We start from the raw sequence: 16,889 nt of genomic DNA on the forward strand, positions 1-16,889 counted from the left end.
CCTAAACATAGGCGCCGGTCTTGGTCACCGTGATACGGTAGTCAGCCAAGACGAGGTCGACGGGATCGGCGGTCGGATTGAAATGCACCAAGGCGACCTTGTCGTTGGCCAAGACATAGGCAGAAAGCATCACACCGGAGAGGCTGCCCTCGCGTGTTACCTCCACATGATCGGAGGTTGTCGCACCGGCCACGGTCAGCCCCGTCACATCCGCTTCGCCGGCCGCGATGCTTGGCGGATTGTACGGAATCTCGGCGTACGCCATTTGACCGCTGTTGTCGCGGATCCATGGGCGAACAGCCGGATTTGCGCCAAGGATGCGCGACCCGACGCTTTCCGCAAACCTGTTTCCAACGACCCAGAAACCACTGGCGATAGAACTGCCGAGAAGGATGCCTGTCGTGCAGTCTTCGATCACGTTCTCCCGGCATACGCCACCGCCGGAAATGGACGGCACAAGGATGCCGCGCCCCCAGCCTTTGACGATGTTTTCCCGGATCGTTGGGGTCGCGATGTCCTTGTCGGTCACCGAGATACCAACCTGATCGGCGACCGGTGCGGCCCCAAGGTTGATGACCGTATTGCGAGTCACCTGTGCGTTGACGCATTCCTCGACCATGATCCCGCAGGATGCATGGCTCTTGACCACGTTGCCTTCGACGACCGGGCGGATATTGACGCCGCCGCCGTATTCCGACACGCGAATGGCGGCCGTCACGATGGTCGCCGTCTCATCCTCGCACAACGCCATGTTGTTCCGGAAGGCACAGTCGGTCTGGAAGCTCGAACTGCCGCTGCCCTCCATATGCATGACCGCGTGACATACCGATCCGGCCGCCAGCCAGATCGTGTTGTTCTGCATCGAACAGTTTTCGACGGTCTGCAGGAATTTGAGCGGCGCCGTCGTCCGGGACCAGTTGGCCCAGTCTTCGTCGGTGTTCGTCCAATAGACCGCATTGTCCGACATCGTGCAGTTGACGCAGCCCTCGACAATCGACAGGCCCCACCAGGTTGACCCATGCACGACATTCCCCGTCGCCGTCGCCCCGGTCATGCCCTCGAACGTGATCCCGCGCCGCCATGCGCCCTCGATCACGTTTCCGGCGACGGTAACGTTGGCATGGGGATAGGCGCCCGGCGTGGCGGCGTAAGGCTCCAGCCGTTCCGCGTGGATTGCAATGCGGCCGTCATGGCCCGCCTTCAGGGACACGATGTTGCCCACGATCGTGGACCCTGCCCCCCAGATCGTGATGCCATCGCCGCGGTCCTCCCCGTAGGACAGTTCGCTCTTTGCGCCCTGCCCCGCGCCGAGGCAGTCCTCCAGCCAGTTGTGATGGATGCGCGCGCGATACCATTCCCCGGTCGAGCGCTGGGAAATCGGGTTCTGAAACCCCTTGATATGGCACCCTATGACGGCAACGTCATGGGCCTCGATCTCGATCGCATAGGGCCGCGCCGTTGCGGCCGCAACATTGCCAAGTTCGCCGGGGTTGTCCATGCGAAGCCCGCGCAGTTCGGTCCCGTGCCCGGTCACCTTGATTGCCGCCTTGCCGTCGATCCCGCCCGTGAAGTTCAGACAGCCAGCACCGGAAAGACACAGCTTCTTGGCAACGACCACGCCATCCTCAAGGTCCAGGCGCCATCCCGCCGGATGATGCAGCGTGGAACCGGCGTCCAGCCGGTCGAGAATCCCCTGATAGTCAGCCGCGCCCGACGGGGCGAAGGCGGCAACCTCAAAGCCCTCTTGCCCCGGTTCGACGTATAGCTTTACACCGCCTGCGGTCGTCAGGTGGTGATCCGTCGCCTCTGCTGCGGCAACCTTGTAGGTGAACCCCTCCGCACGGGTCGTCAGGACCTCTCCGGCCTTCACCGGACGTTCGCCCCCATAGCTCAACGCGTCATTCGCACGAAGGCTTGTGACATCGTCGACGTTTCGATCCGCAAGACGCTTCAGATAGGTCGTCCTGTTGGCCAGTTGCAGGGCCTGCTGGTTCAACGTACCAACCGGTCCGGCAACGGAAAACGCGCCGATTTCGATGACGCGAACGGCGTCCTCCCAGGCACCAGTTTCAGATAGATCAGCCATTGCTCGTATTCATCCTTCCACGCTCTTATCCTGAGAATTTTCGAACCGGGCCGCGATATGCCGTGACCCGGCAAGACGAAGCCGCCGGTCCTGAAGAAGCCGCATCGATCACGCCCCGACCTGACCTGTGAACATCGCCGCCCCTTGGACGAACCGTTTCCGTGGTCCGTTCGCGGGGCTGGACTATCCCAAAGCGCGGTTTGCGGTTTCTTCACCGCCCGTGCGCTGCAACCAAAGGCCCGTCAGAACCGCGACCGGCAAGCAAGCCGCGCCGTCATGCGGTTGCTTCCTCGGGCCGCCGCCCTTACGGCGAATTCCATGACGGAAGATCGACGGCCCCCTCCCGCCCAACACAGCCCGATCAGCCCCAGTAAGGCATCACAAGAGGTTGGCCCGGCGTATTCGTCGTGGCTCAATAGGCGCGACAAGCGTGGGCAAGCGCGGATATCTATCTTTGCCGCCAAAGTCTCTCTTGCAATTGGGTAACGGGCAGGAGTAGCAAGGCGCCCACGGAGAGGTGGCCGAGTGGTCGAAGGCGCACGCCTGGAACGCGTGTAGGCGGGAAACTGTCTCCAGGGTTCGAATCCCTGTCTCTCCGCCATAATTTCCTCAGGGCGTATTTTCCCAAATTGTCCGTGCGTTATCTCTTCGCGTATGCGGGGATAACCACCCGTTGTCACCACATGCTCATGAGAATGCAGCGGGCAGTATGATAGCGAACCGGGGAAAGTGACTCGTCGGCCCTCTTCGGAAAACCTGCTGCGCCGCTCCGCATGGTCCCGCGGATTTCAATCCCTCTGCACGCGCGCCCAATCCATACTGCCTTATCAACCGCGCGCGCATGACGGACAGTGGCACCGTCAAGAACGGCTTCAAGACACGGCATCGCCGCGCTGCAGACCGACGAACAAACGGGAAATTCGTCTTCCCATGCTCTGCAAACGGCCTCAGATGTTTGAAATGAACAACGCTTTCTTCATCCAATTCGTCCATCCATCGGGGTGGCCCTTCCGTATTCGGCCTGTAGAGGTGACCCCGAACGGGGTCTCGAAAGCCCCGCGGATGAGACTGACAGCCCGGCCCGCTGTGATGGGAGACCGACATAATGGACGACCTTCGAGAATCCGCGCTTGACCTCGTCCAGTGCGAGCAGGAGCCCATCCACATTCCCGGGGCCATTCAGGCATCGTCGGTCCTGCTCTTGTTCGACATGCAATCGGGGAAGTTGGCCGCGGCAAGCGACAATCTCGAAGACCTGTTCGGCGCTTCCGTTCATGACCTGATCGGCGCCGAGATGGAGCGGTTCTTTTGTGAACGGGACGCTGTCGCGCTCCGGACCGGACCCGAACGCCCGGACGCATGGACCTCGCGGTATCTGGAGCTTCGGGACGGCATCGAAAAATGGGTCACGCTGTTCGAAACGGACGGCCTTCTGGGTGCCGAGATCAACACCTATGAAAGCTCAGACCACGATTGCGTGGACTTTGGGCTTGATGTCGGCAAGGCGCTTGGAGAAATCCACCGATATACAGATCGGCTCGGCCACGCCACGGAAGAAAACATTCGCGAAATCGCCGAGATCGTGACTTCCCGGTTCCGGGAATTGTCGGGCTATGACCGCACGATGATGTACCGGTTCGACACAGACTGGAACGGCGAGGTCATCGGAGAGTCATTCGGTGAGCGCCTTGACCATTCGTTCCTCGGCCTGACCTTTCCGTCCTCCGATATCCCGCGTCAGGCCCGGCACCTTTTCCAGCGAAACCGGGTCCGCCCCGTTATCGATGTCGAGGGCGAAGCCGTATCCTTGGTCCCCGCCTTGAACCCGCGAACCGGGCACAAGATCGACCTGTCCGACTGCACGGTCCGCGGGGTCTCACCGGTTCATATCGAATACCTGCGGAACATGGGGGTGCGCGCCACGCTGACCATTGCGCTGATCGTGCGCGACGAACTCTGGGGATTGCTGACCTGCCATCACTATGATGGCCCCTACCGCTTGACCCCGGGCCGGGCGTCTGCCTGCCGATTGTTCTGCGAAGCGATCTCGGCAGCGCTGTCGCGGATCGTCGAGCGCTGCGAGAGCGAGACCGTTGAACGCGTGCGCAACCATCTGCGGCAGTTCCGCAATGACGTCCTGCATGCGCCCAGCAGGTCCGATTTTGCGCACTTCCTGCAAGATCAGGCGCAGACCCTGCTGAATCTGATGAACTGCGACGGTATGATCTTTCACTTGAATGGGGCCGACAATGTCTTTGGCGCCGTACCGAAACCATCCGTTCTTTCCTGCATCAGAGACCGGCTTCCGAAACAGATGCGCCTCGTCCAGCGGGACATCTTCAGCACCCATTTCACGGCCGGTCTCTGGCCGGATTTGGCCGAGGACGTGAAGGCAGAAGCCGCGGGCCTGCTGCTGTTCCAGCCCCCCGAAGGCAATTTCAGCCTTCTGCTGTTCCGCAGGGCGCGGCAGGTCGAGATGACATGGGCCGGGGATCCGTACAAACGGGTCAGCCCCGAAAAAGAGGGCGAACGCCTTCACCCGCGCGGTTCTTTCGACCTTTGGAAGGAAACCGCGCAGGACCGCGCCGCCCCCTGGGAACGGGAAGCCGCCGTCGCCGCCCGGGAACTGGCGATGGGGCTGAACGAAATCGACTGGCTTTTCGAATGGCAAAGATCCGAGGCGGAGCTTGCCGCCGCGCGCGCCGAAACCGAATACAACGCCCTTCATGACACGCTGACGGATCTTCCAAACCGACGTTTCCTTCAACAACGCCTCGAAGAGGCAGACGGCGGGCCCTTTTCGACCGAGCCGCCCGCGGCGCTTATCCATATCGATCTGGACGGGTTCAAGGAAATCAACGACACGCTGGGCCATTCCGCCGGCGACGAGCTTCTGGTCGAGGTAGCCTCGCGCCTGAAACACCTGATCCGGCGGGACGATTTCCCCGCGCGCATCGGCGGCGACGAATTCGTGGTCCTCGTCGCGCGTGGCACCGGGCAGGACGAGTTGCACGCGATCGGGCAGCGCATTGTTGATTTCATGGCGCGTCCCTTTGAATCGGAAAGCGGCGAATGCCGGTTCGGGGCCAGCGTCGGGGTTGCGCTCTACGATCCGCATATCGCGATTGACGAGCTTTTCCATCGGGCCGACCTCGCCCTCTATGAATCCAAGCACACCGGGCGTGGGCGCGTGACCTTCTTCAGCGACGAACTGGAACAGCGCCAGCGAGAGCTGCAACTCTTGGGCGGAGAGATCCGGGACGGGATCGACAGCGGGCAGTTCCAGGTCTGGTATCAACCGCAAGTCGATGCCGCCACCTACCAGTTGACCGGGCTGGAGGCTTTGCTGCGCTGGCACCACCCCACGCGCGGTGTGCTGTCGCCCGCACATTTCCTTCAGCATTCCGAAGACATGGGCATGTTGGCGGCGCTTGATCGCATCGGGATGGAAACGGCGCTTGCCGATCTGGCCTGGCTGCATGCGCGGGGTCACGACATCCCGAAGATCTCGCTCAACGTGTCTGCCCGCCGGCTTCAGGACCCTGACCTCATCGAAACGATCCGCGAGATGGGACCGGAACGAAACGCCTTGAGTTTCGAGTTGCTGGAGTCGATCTATCTGGACGAGGTCGACCCGGTGATGGAGGCGAACCTGCAAGGGCTGCGGGACCTTGGCATTCCCATCGAGGTCGACGATTTCGGAACGGGGCGCACCTCGATTGTCAGCCTCGTCTCGTTGCGCCCCGATCGGCTGAAGATCGACCGGCAACTTGTCGAACCGGTTGTCAGGTCGGACGCGGCGCGGCGACTGATCGCGTCGATTGTCGAAATCGGGCAGTCGCTGGACATAGGCATAACCGCGGAAGGAGTCGAGACCGAAGACCATGCCCGGATCATGCATGATCTGGGATGCACGGTTTTGCAGGGTTTCCACTTTGCGCGCCCGATGCCGAAATCCGAACTTGCGACATTCCTCGATGGCCGTGAGAACAATGTTGCCTGAGCCCGAAAAGGCCGCGCATGCCGACGCCTGCCTTGCAGCCCTGAAGGCCGCGACGGCAAACGCTCATGCAGACATTGAGGACGTCCCGCGCCTTGCCGCCCTCATCTCACCCGACCTGACGCTGAGGGCCTATGGGGAGGTGTTGCAGCGCTTTCACGCCCATTTCGCGGCGTGCGAGCCCGATCTCCTTGGCTGTCTGTCAGGGGTCGTCCCGGCCGAAGCGCTGGAGATCAGAACCAAACTGCCCCTCTTGCAAGCCGACCTTGCCGATCTGGACCTTCCGGTGCCCCGGCTTGCTGCGCAGAAAGGCCCGGACTGTGCGGCCTCTGCCGCAGGATGGCTCTATGTCCACGAGGGGACGTCTCTCGGCGGGCGCGTCGTGCTGCGAAGCCTTCAGACCACCCTCGGCCCTTCACTGGGTTCGGCCAGGCGCTATTACGAGGGATACGGCAAGGCGACCGCCGCCAGATGGAAGGAAAGTCGCCGCCTTATCGCAGGATTGATAACCGACGAGACGGCACTGGAGCGCGCGATTTGGGGCGCCTGCCGTGCCTTTGCCCAGATCGAAGACGTCATGGTCTCGGATAATCCCGGCCGGTCTCATCTGGCAGCCTGGTCTGCTCTCCTGAAATGCCCTCAGTCTCAGGTCGCTTGTTCGCCGCCATGCCCGGCTGCGCGCGGTCAGGTGCCCGACAGCAGTGACGTCGGATAGGCGATGGAAATGGTTTCATCCGCAAAATCCGAAAAGCTCTGGTTCCAATGGTGGCCGGGCCAGAGGATCTCGACACTTCCGGACCGGGGGCGATAGGCGGCCGTGTAAAGCGTGCCAAAGCCCCGATCGAACGCCAGAGAATAAAGCGGTGGGCGAAGAAACGTCCGGATGAACTTTTCCTGCGGTTCGGGGTGCAATGTCAGGCGCTGCAAGAGATAGCGTTCACGCTCCACCGTGGCGGTCAGGCGGGCATGGCTGTTCCACTCCACCCGCTCCTGATGGTTGGTGGCGACGGCGGCATGGGTGACCAAGGTCGGCCGGTCGGGGGCAAGATAGGCGGTCAGATAGCGCCGCTGCGCATCGATCACAGTGACGTTGTAGCTCATATGACACGGGACTCGCTTTAGGACATCGGCGGCCTGCGCGACCGTGGTGCAGGTCTGCAGCACGTAACGCAGGATCAACGGTACCCCGAACCCCTCGCCCACCGCCTGCCGGCCGCCAAAGGTAAGCGAAACGGCCAAACCATCCTCGTTCATTCCGTCGACCAGCCCGAACAACCCGTCGGACATGCCGATCACCCGTCGTCCCAACCAGGCCGTTTTCAACAGGAGTGCATCGATGGCCCGCGGGTCGTAATCGTAATTCCGCACGAGGAGCGGCTGGTCACCAGGCCAGATCGCCTGGCTGCATCCCGACAGATAACGCGGCGGCGCGAAGAAGCTCAGAAAGCGCGCCTCCCGATCCCCGCCGCCGGCAAGCTCGGACAGCCGTTCCCAAAGCGGAACGAGTTCAGGCATATGGGTCTGCAGCGCGCGCCGGCATTCGATATAGGTGGGACGGCCGGAAAGGCCCTCTCTCGCCCACCAGTTCAGATAGGCCGACCGGTATTCGTCGAAGAGACCTGCCCATTTCGGGCCGGGACTGTCCTCGTCCATTGCTCGGAATGTCACCATGTCCTGAGTCTCGCGGAAAGCGGGGAGGGAGGCAAGCGGATCGGCGCGCATCACGGGCCTGCACAACGCGCGACACCCTGCAGGTTTTGCCGGATACTTCCGGACGGGAAAGGCAATGAAACCTGAAACCGTCACCATCGAAGCGCCGGTCGACGGGTCGTTTATCACCATTTGGGAGCACTACACCGCGACCGCCCGCTTACCCCGAAGGAACTTCGCACCCGACGACTGGTGCTGTGCTGTCGCCGAAAACGACCTGCGCGTCGGCAATACCTACCGCGCGCGGATGGGGATGACGGATGGCAGCTTCGGTTTCGATTTCGTCGCGGTCTATGACGAGGTAGTGGCACAGGAGGCCCTGTCCCTCGTGCTTGCGGATGGACGCACGGTCCGGGTGACCTTCACTCCCACAGTCGGCGGGACAAAGGTAACCACGGTATTCGATGCCGAGACCGAGTATTCCGTCGAGCAGCCACGCGACGGGTGGCAGGCGATCCTGAACAACTTCAAGGCTTGCGCCGAGACCGCCTGACACCCATCGCAGGCCTTACATGATCTTGAAGGCCGGGTCTTGAAAGTTCTGCGGCTCGGTCAGCCCGCGGGCCTTGAAGCTTGACTTGATCCCCTCGATCCAGCGCTTGGATTTCTCGGTCAACTGGAAGTTAGCCGTCATCGACCGGCCGCGCGTGACGAGGATGCCCAGGTCGGCGCCCTCATAGCGGTAATCGCCGACATTCGAGATGCGCAGGAAGAACGCCTCATCCTCGGTCTCCACCGCCCGGCGGTGATAGTCGAAGCGGTCAAAGACCACCTGCCCGTCCGGCAGCATCCGGTAGATCCCCGATTGCGGTGCCTCGGTGATGATGTCGACCGAATCCTCGGTGTGCTTGATGACCATCTGGGACCAACTGTCGATCATGTCGGGGTCGGCCCAGCGGGCGTTCAGTTCCTCGACATCCAGTTCGAACGGCTTCTTGGAGAATTCCAGAAGGTGGAACAGGAACAGGGGCGCATCCGCATGGGCAAAGGCGGCATGGTTGGTCATCGAGCTTGCGCCGGTGATCCGCGGGTTCAGCTCACCCAGCCAGATGTCGCCATTCTTCTTGTCGATCAGGAAGTCGAGCTCGAAATAGCCGCGATAGCCTTCCTTGCGCAGTTGCTCGCCGAACTGGAAGGTCAGTTCGCGGGCGCGCTGGCGGGTCTTGGGCGGGAAGGCGGTCGAGAAGATCTCGTTCCCGCACCAGCCGCCGCGATAGGGGGTGAGTTCCTTGAACCCCACAAGCTCCGTCATCAGCGGGCCGACGATGGTGCCCTGCGACGTGGCGCATGCCTCGATGGCCGAGCCGCGGCAGTCGATCCGCTTCATGATCTTGATCTCGCCCTGGCCGACGATCTCATGCTCATGCTTGCGGAAATCGGCCTCGGACTTGATGAAGAATGTCGTGTGGCCGCTGTCACCGAAGGCCGATTGCAGCACGAGGTCGTCACCCAGCCCCGCCTCCTTGCAAAGGTCCTGAAGGTGGGCGTAGTCCTTCACCTCCGACAAGGTGTTCGGCACCGACGGCACGCCGGCCTTGTTGCCCACGCGCACCGTCTCGATCTTGTTGTCCATCGCTGTGCGCAGCTTGGCCTTGGGGAACCAGACCTCGCCCCCCAGTTCCTTGGCCAGTGCCTCGGTCTTTTCGTCGAACATCAGGAAGACGAACTTCGGCTTGCCGCCACGCGCCTTCACGTAGTCGACCACTTCCTTGTGAGACAGCAGATAGTTGTTGATGTCCTCGATCGACTGAAACTCGTCATGCGGCAGTTCCGAGGGTACCAGAACATTCGGATGGCGCCCGTCGAAACAGTCCATATAGCAGATATACTTGAAGTTCTTGACCCATTCATCGAGCCCGAGCAGGTTGAAATTGGTCGCCGAGACGAAATAGATCGGATCCCGGTTCGTATGGAAAAACCGCCGTATTTCCGAGATATTCTTCAGGGTCTTTTTCGGCATCGGGGAACCTCCCTCAGTTCTTGTCTGCCATGACAGCCTCAAGGGCCGCTTTCGTGAATACGCGCAGGCCCAGATCGGCGCGGTAGCCGTGGATCTCGCTGACATCGAGTGCGCGCATGAATGCGAGGATCTCGGGGCTGATCACCTGCCCGGGCACGAGGATCGGAAAACCGGGCGGATAGGGGATGATGAAGCTGGTCGACACCAGTTCCTCCCCCTCTTCGAGCCGTTTCATCAAGGTATCGTCCAGTGGCAGGTAATCGCAATTGTCCTCGTCATAGGCGAGGAAATAGGCGCTTCGAATATCGCCTTCGGGTGTATCCGTTCCGGCGCGGAACGCCTCGTGGAAACAACTGAAATCGGGCAGCGGCGGAACATGTTCCACCAAGGCCGATACGCGGTTCTGGAACGACCTCTTTTCCATCTTGGAGGCATCGTCCAGCAGATCGTCAAGGTCGTTCGCAATCTCGACCAGAACCTCGATGAGATAGGCGATAGAGGACCGCGTTGTGCCGATATTGGTCATGAACAGGACGGTGTTGCGGGACGTCTTGTTGATCTGGATCCCGTATTTGTCCATCAGGATCTTGGTCTTGAACGTGTCGCCGTCCCAGCCCGTTCCGCCCACGGTCAGCGTGATCCGCGTCGGGTCCAGCACGAATTCATCATCCTGCCACATCGCCGATTTGTCGGTCCAACCCTGCTTGGGGTCGTAATAATGGGTCGATGTCGCGGCGCGGTATTCCTCGGGAATGATGTCGGCCACCGTCAGGACCTTGAAGTACTTTTCCAGCAGGGGATGGGTCGATACCGCACGGCGGATCGCCATCGCGCTTTCCACCTGCCGCTGCACGAACTCGAAACCTTCAAGTTCGACCTGCCGCCGCCCGACATCCAAAGAGGCAATGATCTGGTAGTTCGGCGATGTCGAGGTGTGGGTCATGAAGGCCTCGTGGAAGCTCTGCTCCACCTCGCCCTTGAAGTCCTGATCGTTGACATGGATCATCGACCCCTGCCGCAAGGACGTCAGCGTCTTGTGCGTCGATTGCGTGGCGTAGGCGCGCACCCGCGCGTCGGGCGGCGGCACCAGCCGCGTATTCAGAAGGGTCGCCTCATCCGCCCCTTCCAGTTCGGCCTGCTGCGCCTCCCAAGCCTCGGCCGTCTCGGGCGTGCGCAGCGTTTCGCGCAGGGTGTTGGCCACGTCCATCGCCGTGCGTTTGCGGTAGGTCGGTTCGAACCGGGCGAAGGCAAACCACGCCTCGTCCCACAGGAAGATCAGGTCCTTCTTGATGGCGAGGCATTCTTCCATCACCCGCTGCACGTTGTAAACGACCCCGTCGAACGTGCAGTTGGTCAGCAGAACCATGCGCACCTTGTCGAGTTTGCCAGCGGCCTTGAGTTTCAGCAGGTGATGCTTGATCTCGCGCAGCGGCACCGCGCCGTACATCGAATATTGGTGCAGCGGGTAGCTGTCCATATAGACGACATCCGCGCCAGCCAGAACCATCCCGTAATGGTGCGACTTGTGACAGTCGCGATCCACCAGAACGATGTCGCCGGGCTTGACCAGCGCCTGCACCACGATCTTGTTGCAGGTTGAGGTTCCGTTGGTCGCGAAATAGGTATGTTTGGCGCCGAATGCGCGGGCCGCCATGTCCTGCGCTTCCTTGATCGGCCCCTTGGGCTCCAGCAGGCTGTCGAGCCCGCCCGAGGTCGCCGAGGTTTCAGCAAGAAAGATGTTCGGCCCGTAGAAGGCCCCCATGTCCTGAATCCAGTGCGAGCGCGAAATCGACTTGCCGCGGCTGATCGGCATGGCGTGGAACACGCCGGTGGGCTGCTTGGAATACTCTTTCAGTGCCGTGAAGAACGGCGTCTTGTAGCGTCGTCCCACCCCCCGCAGAATGTTGAGGTGGAGTTCGAGAAAGTCCTCCTGATTATAGAACACCCGTCGGCAGCGGCCGAGATCGAGCCCCGCGATTTCCTCTGCCGAACGGTCGGTGATCAGATACGCATCGAGTTCCGGTCGGATCTTGGCAATCAGCCTGCATGCCTCAGGCCCATATTCGTAGGGCTCGATCTCATCCACATGTTCCGCATCGCCCACGCGCTTGAGATATTGGCTGAGGATCGGCAGTTCATTCTTCGATTTGAGTGTCAGGCCCGGGCGGACCACGACCGCCTGCACATTGTAGTTGAAGAGGATCCCGATCAGCGCATCCTCAAGCGAGGGAACGACCACGGGTTCGTAGATGAACGGGTCTTCCGGGCGCCTCATGCGCTGCAGACTGTGACGCAGGAACCGCTCCTGATGCTCGTTGACCTCGTCGACGATCAGAACCTCGAAATAGGGTCGTCCAAGGGCCCGCGCCTCCGGCGACAGCGAGGCTTCGTCCTCGGTGTCGTCCTGCTCACCGTCTTCCGAGGTCAACGGGATCGTCCGCCGACGGTAGGTGCCGGAGGTCAAAGCGCGCGCCACACGCCGGACGGCGACCAAAAGATCCTCGCAATTGCCGTGGTCGAGCAGACGGCGCAGATGCGCGAAATTCGCCGCCCCCGGAAAGGCCCAGTAGGCCTCGATCAGGGCGAGCGCATCGAGAAGATCGCGCGCCGTTGTCTGGAATTTCTTGCCCTTGCGACTGTCGGGGCCGTGCCGCACAAGCCCCTCTGCCGCCTCGCGCAGCGCGCTCCACCGGTCGGATCGGAGTTGGATCGCGCTGTAATAGTCGCGGATCGACGGCAGGTGCACGCTTTCTCCCTGCAGGTTCATATCCTGTCTCCTCCCCTTTTATGTTCGGTTCTCGTTGGGCGTGTCCCCGATCACTCCGACCCGGTTTTGCCCTGAAAGACCGAGAAATTATGCGGCGACACTTCGGGCCATTCCTCATAGCCCAGCGCCGTGCGCGGATCGGATGCCTTCAGCCCCCGCGCCGATCCTTGTCGCGGCGTCTCTAACGGCCCAAGCGTGTGCAGATAGGCATCCGATCCGCTTGCGCGATCATAGACGGGAAAATCGACATCGCGGTCGCGGAAGCTTTTCAGGACCTGGCCAAGGCCCTTGATCCCGGTCTCTCGCTGACGGCGAACCTGATCGAGATCGACCTCGATCGGGAACATGTCTTCCTGCCCGGCGGCCTGGTGCAGCACCGTCGCCGCGGGATCGACCACAAGCGACCGCCCAACACCGCCTGCCGCCAGCCCGTTCACGTCGAACACGTAGCACTGGAACTGCGCCGCCGTCGCCCGCGCGATGGCAAGTTCCGCATCCCGGTCCGTCGTCCCGGTCAGCACGGGGTGCAGCAGCACCTCTACCCCCTGGCTGGTCAACTGCCGCGTGGTTTCAGGGAACCAGATATCGTAACAGATCGACAGGCCGAAACGACCGATCTGGGGCACGTCGAACACGCAAAATTCGGTGCCCGCTGCAATCCCCGCCTCGTAGGGCCGGAACGGGAACATCTTGGAGTATTTCGCCACGATGTCGCCGTCTGGGTTGATCACGACGGAGGTGTTGTACACCTGCCCGTCATCCCGGCGTTCGAACATCGACCCGGGGATCAGCCAGATGCCGAACCGACGGGCGTCGTCCTGAAACTGCTGCAGCGCATCATTGGGGAAAGGCTGTGCATAGCGGTCAAGCGGACCGAAAGGGGCAAGTTCGGAAAACAGCACCATCTGGGTCCACGGGAACCGCGCCATCAGCACGTCGATCCGGTGGCGCATTGCCTCGACATTCGAGTGAAGCGCCGCGACATGCATCTGCACGCCGGCAATCGCAAATGGTGTCATCTGTCTGTGGTCTCCGTCTGGAACGCGCCGCGCCCTGCGGCGCGACGCAAGGAACTGCCCTTGGGCATCAACGCACCACCATGACCGGCCGATCAGCGTGGCGGACAACCTTGTCGGCATTCGATCCGACAAGGAAGTTGCGCAACTCGTCAGGCGGTTCGGATGCCATGACGATCACGTCGGCGTTCAACTCCTTGGCCGCCGACAGGATGTGTTCGGGCACATGGCCGTGGCCGACATGGGCGGTGGCATGCGCATCCTTTCCCAATTCGCGGATGATGAAGGCGTCGAGGTCGGCCTTCATCGCCTGCAGGGCTTTTGCCTCGAAATCCGCCGGAAGGTAGGACGCGATCATCGGCGATCCCAGGTCGTGGACGATCCCAAGAATGTGCAGCATGCCCGACGCGCCGCACAGACGTCGCGCCATGGGCAGGGCCTTTTCCCAGCTTTCCGGATGATTGAGGTCGATAGGCAGGAGGATACTGTCGAACATGGTCGCTCTCCTTCAGGCCGCAGCCGGCGACTGTGCAGGGACGCGCCGCCGCTGCATCCAGACAACCAGCGCCAGAACCAGAAGCGCCGGAATGTACATCAGGTATTTCGTGGGCTGCCAGACCGGGGCCAGAACCTCGACGATTTCCTGATCCCAGTCGAGCCCGGCCTCTTGCGCCGGACTGCCATAGGCCACGTTGTCGATGATCGTCTTGCCGTCCCTGTCGACATACTCGACACCCGCGGCCAACAGGCGATCGCCGCCGGTCTCCCCCTCGGGCACGGACAGGAGCGCGGTGAAGGTGACCGGATCGCCCACCATGTTCAACCCGCTGACCGTCAGGCGCAGATCGTCACCGGGCTGTGCCTCTGCCATCGCCTGTTCGATCTGCGCGGGTGGCACCGTTTCGAACGGCGGCGCGATCATGTCCATCCAGTAACCCGGACGGAACAGGGTGAAAGCGACAAGCAAAAGCATCACCGTCTCGTGGATGCGGTTGCGTGCAAGGAACCAACCCTGTGTCGCCGCCGCGAACAGAAGCATCGCAACAGTGGCAATAATGAAGACGAAGATCCCCTGCCCCCAACCAACATTGATCAGCAGAAGGTCGGTATTGAAGATGAACAGGAAGGGCAGCGCCGCCGTCCGAAGCGAATAGAAGAACGCCACGACCCCGGTGCGGATCGGATCGCCCCCGGACACCGCCGCAGCCGCAAAGGAGGCCAGCCCCACGGGGGGCGTCACATCCGCCATGATCCCGAAGTAGAACACGAACAGGTGCACCGCGATCAGCGGCACGATCAGCCCGTTCTGCTGACCAAGGGTCACGATGACCGGCGCCAAGAGCGCCGAGACTACGATATAGTTCGCCGTGGTCGGCAAACCCATCCCCAGGATCAGCGACAAGACAGCAGTCAGCGCAAGAATGGCCATGATGTTGCCGCCCGACAGCACCTCGACCACATCGGCCAGAGCCGAGCCGACGCCGGTCTGGCTGACTGCGCCGACGATGATACCGGCTGTCGCCGTGGCGATGCCGATGCCGATCATGTTGCGCGCACCGGATTCCAGCCCCTCGATCAGCTCGCGCACACCTGTTGCGACCGCCGAACCAAGTTTGCCCTCGCCACGGAATATTGCCTCCAGCGGACGCTGCGTCACCAGGATGAAGACCATGAAGGCCGCCGCCCAGAAGGCCGACAGGCCGGGGGACAGCCGGTCCACCATCAGAGCCCAGACCAGAACCACCACCGGCAACAGGAAGTGCAGGCCGGAGCGGATCGTCGGCCCCGGCAGCGGCAGTTTCGTCACCGGCGCATTCGGGTCCTCCATCTTGAGCCGTTCCTCACGGCAGGCGACGAAAAGCAGCGCCAAATAGGCCAGAACCAGCAGGCCGAACACGATATATCCCGCCGCGTCGCCAAAGGCCGGTCGCATCCAGCCCATGCCGTAATAGACCGCGAAGGACAGCCCACAGATCACCGCGATGGTGAACGCCAGCGACAACAGCCAGGCGACCAGCGGTTTGGGCTCATATGCCCGGGGCAGGCCCTGCATGTTGGCCTTCATCGCCTCCAGATGAACGATATAGACCAGCGCGATATAGCTGATCACGGCCGGGACGAAGGCGTGCTTGACCACGTCGAAATAGGGGATGCCCACATATTCGACCATCAGGAAGGCCGCGGCCCCCATCACCGGCGGCATGATCTGCCCGTTGACCGAGGATGCCACCTCGACCGCGCCGGCCTTTTCGGCCGAAAAGCCCACACGTTTCATAAGCGGAATGGTGAAGGTGCCGGTGGTCACCACGTTCGCGATGGAAGAGCCGGAAATCAAACCGGTCATCGCCGAGGAGACAACCGCGGCCTTGGCCGGTCCGCCACGCATGTGGCCCATCAGCGAGAACGCCACCTGGATGAAGTAGTTGCCCGCCCCGGCCTTATCCAGGAGCGACCCGAAGAGCACGAAGAGGAACACGAACGAGGTCGAGACGCCCAGAGCGATGCCGAAAACGCCCTCGGTCGTGATCCATTGATGGTTCACGACTTCGCCCAGCGAATTGCCCTTGTGGGCGATGATCCCGGGCATCATCGGCCCAAGGAAGGTATAGGCGAGGAACACGGTGGCCACGATCATCAGCGCCGGGCCCAGCGCCCGGCGCGTAGCCTCCAGCAGGATCATCAGGCCGATGGCCGCAACGACATAATCTTGCAGGATCGGTGCACCGACCCGTGTCGCGATGCCGTCATAGAAGACGTAGAGATATAGCGAGGCGGCCGCGCCGAGGATCCCCAGCGCCCATTCCCAAGGCGGTATCCTGTCCTTCGGAGACCCGGCAAGGATTGCCGCGACCATGCTGACACCGACGATGGGCACCCACCAGACCGGTGTGCCGGGCTTGGCCCCATAAATGAACAGGACCGTCAGCAATATCGGCACGCCAAGCCCCAGCGCCAGTTGAACCGGCGTGCGCGCGGCGGGATAGGCAAGGAAGGCAAGAAACAGCGCAAAGGCGAGGTGGAAAGACCTCGCCTCCGTATCGTTGAAAACACCGAAGCCCAACTGGAAGGGCAAGGGAGAGGCGATCCAGAGCTGGAACAGCGACCAGATGATCGCCACAACCATGATCAGCCGTGCGATCCCCGCCGAAGGGACGCGTCCCCCGGTGTCTGAGGATGCGACCAGGTCGTCCAGTTCCGACTGGCTTAGGCCGCCGCGCCCGGCCGCCGCTTCGAGTTGCTTGTCTTCCTCTGCCATCTACTACCCCCTTCACCGCGGCCGAACCATCGCGCCGCCCCACCGTTTCGGTAACATGCGCCCCGCCGCGGGGCGCATGGAGTCGATCACGTAA

The 16,889-nt window shown here is 61.9% G+C and carries 10 protein-coding genes and 1 tRNA gene; 4 read left to right on the forward strand and 7 right to left on the reverse strand.

Going from position 1 to position 16,889, the window contains the following annotated elements:
* Position 1 precedes the first annotated feature (1 nt).
* Positions 2-2,086: a right-handed parallel beta-helix repeat-containing protein gene (locus RGUI_RS04875; RefSeq protein ID WP_081532017.1), complete on the reverse strand. Its 2,085-nt coding sequence runs from the start codon at positions 2,084-2,086 to the stop codon at positions 2-4.
* 511 nt (positions 2,087-2,597) lie between these two features.
* Here RGUI_RS04875 and RGUI_RS04880 point away from each other — a divergent pair.
* From RGUI_RS04880 to RGUI_RS04890, 3 genes are all read left to right on the forward strand, one after another.
* A tRNA-Ser gene (locus tag RGUI_RS04880) sits at positions 2,598-2,687 on the forward strand.
* Positions 2,688-3,191: 504 nt separating this feature from the next.
* Positions 3,192-6,089, forward strand: coding sequence for an EAL domain-containing protein (locus tag RGUI_RS04885; RefSeq protein ID WP_081532018.1), 2,898 nt, complete (start codon positions 3,192-3,194; stop codon positions 6,087-6,089).
* Complete coding sequence (locus tag RGUI_RS04890; RefSeq protein ID WP_081532019.1) at positions 6,079-6,801, forward strand: biliverdin-producing heme oxygenase; 723 nt, start codon at positions 6,079-6,081, stop codon at positions 6,799-6,801. Before RGUI_RS04885 ends, RGUI_RS04890 begins: the two co-directional genes overlap by 11 nt.
* Here RGUI_RS04890 and RGUI_RS04895 read toward each other — a convergent pair.
* Positions 6,771-7,757 (reverse strand): C45 family autoproteolytic acyltransferase/hydolase, encoded by a 987-nt coding sequence (locus RGUI_RS04895; RefSeq protein WP_371587216.1) that lies wholly within the window; start codon positions 7,755-7,757, stop codon positions 6,771-6,773. The two genes, RGUI_RS04890 and RGUI_RS04895, sit on opposite strands and share 31 nt — an antisense overlap.
* 115 nt (positions 7,758-7,872) lie before the next feature.
* On the opposite strand from RGUI_RS04895, the gene RGUI_RS04900 reads away from it, so the two are divergent.
* Complete coding sequence (locus RGUI_RS04900; RefSeq protein ID WP_081532020.1) at positions 7,873-8,289, forward strand: SRPBCC domain-containing protein; 417 nt, start codon at positions 7,873-7,875, stop codon at positions 8,287-8,289.
* Between the two features lie 15 nt (positions 8,290-8,304).
* On the opposite strand, the gene RGUI_RS04905 is transcribed toward RGUI_RS04900, so the two are convergent.
* The 5 genes from RGUI_RS04905 to RGUI_RS04925 all read right to left on the reverse strand — a co-directional run bounded on the left by RGUI_RS04905 (position 8,305) and on the right by RGUI_RS04925 (position 16,795).
* Positions 8,305-9,861 (reverse strand): biotin carboxylase, encoded by a 1,557-nt coding sequence (locus RGUI_RS04905; RefSeq protein WP_256387879.1) that lies wholly within the window; start codon positions 9,859-9,861, stop codon positions 8,305-8,307.
* On the reverse strand, positions 9,770-12,523 hold the full coding sequence (locus tag RGUI_RS04910) for an aminotransferase class I/II-fold pyridoxal phosphate-dependent enzyme (protein WP_081532022.1): 2,754 nt from the start codon (positions 12,521-12,523) through the stop codon (positions 9,770-9,772). The genes RGUI_RS04905 and RGUI_RS04910 overlap by 92 nt, the downstream gene beginning before the upstream one ends.
* Before the next feature lie 50 nt (positions 12,524-12,573).
* Positions 12,574-13,542 (reverse strand): carbon-nitrogen hydrolase family protein, encoded by a 969-nt coding sequence (locus tag RGUI_RS04915; RefSeq protein WP_081532023.1) that lies wholly within the window; start codon positions 13,540-13,542, stop codon positions 12,574-12,576.
* Between the two features lie 67 nt (positions 13,543-13,609).
* Positions 13,610-14,035, reverse strand: coding sequence for a universal stress protein (locus tag RGUI_RS04920; RefSeq protein ID WP_081532024.1), 426 nt, complete (start codon positions 14,033-14,035; stop codon positions 13,610-13,612).
* A 12-nt stretch (positions 14,036-14,047) separates the two neighbouring features.
* Positions 14,048-16,795: a TRAP transporter permease gene (locus tag RGUI_RS04925; RefSeq protein ID WP_081532025.1), complete on the reverse strand. Its 2,748-nt coding sequence runs from the start codon at positions 16,793-16,795 to the stop codon at positions 14,048-14,050.
* Between the last annotated feature and the right edge of the window lie 94 nt (positions 16,796-16,889).

This window comes from Rhodovulum sp. P5 (genome assembly GCF_002079305.1).
Lineage (GTDB): Bacteria > Pseudomonadota > Alphaproteobacteria > Rhodobacterales > Rhodobacteraceae > Rhodovulum.

Bases quoted from the DNA above. Each gene is read 5' to 3' on its own strand.
- RGUI_RS04890 (WP_081532019.1), top strand. From the start codon at position 6,079: ATGTTGCCTGAGCCCGAAAAGGCCGCGCATGCCGACGCCTGCCTTGCA.
- RGUI_RS04900 (WP_081532020.1), top strand. From the start codon at position 7,873: ATGAAACCTGAAACCGTCACCATCGAAGCGCCGGTCGACGGGTCGTTT.
- RGUI_RS04910 (WP_081532022.1), bottom strand. From the start codon at position 12,523: ATGAACCTGCAGGGAGAAAGCGTGCACCTGCCGTCGATCCGCGACTAT.
- RGUI_RS04905 (WP_256387879.1), bottom strand. From the start codon at position 9,861: ATGTCAGCGAGATCCACGGCTACCGCGCCGATCTGGGCCTGCGCGTAT.
- RGUI_RS04920 (WP_081532024.1), bottom strand. From the start codon at position 14,035: ATGTTCGACAGTATCCTCCTGCCTATCGACCTCAATCATCCGGAAAGC.
- RGUI_RS04885 (WP_081532018.1), top strand. From the start codon at position 3,192: ATGGACGACCTTCGAGAATCCGCGCTTGACCTCGTCCAGTGCGAGCAG.
- RGUI_RS04895 (WP_371587216.1), bottom strand. From the start codon at position 7,757: ATGGTGACATTCCGAGCAATGGACGAGGACAGTCCCGGCCCGAAATGG.
- RGUI_RS04925 (WP_081532025.1), bottom strand. From the start codon at position 16,795: ATGGCAGAGGAAGACAAGCAACTCGAAGCGGCGGCCGGGCGCGGCGGC.
- RGUI_RS04915 (WP_081532023.1), bottom strand. From the start codon at position 13,542: ATGACACCATTTGCGATTGCCGGCGTGCAGATGCATGTCGCGGCGCTT.
- RGUI_RS04875 (WP_081532017.1), bottom strand. From the start codon at position 2,086: ATGGCTGATCTATCTGAAACTGGTGCCTGGGAGGACGCCGTTCGCGTC.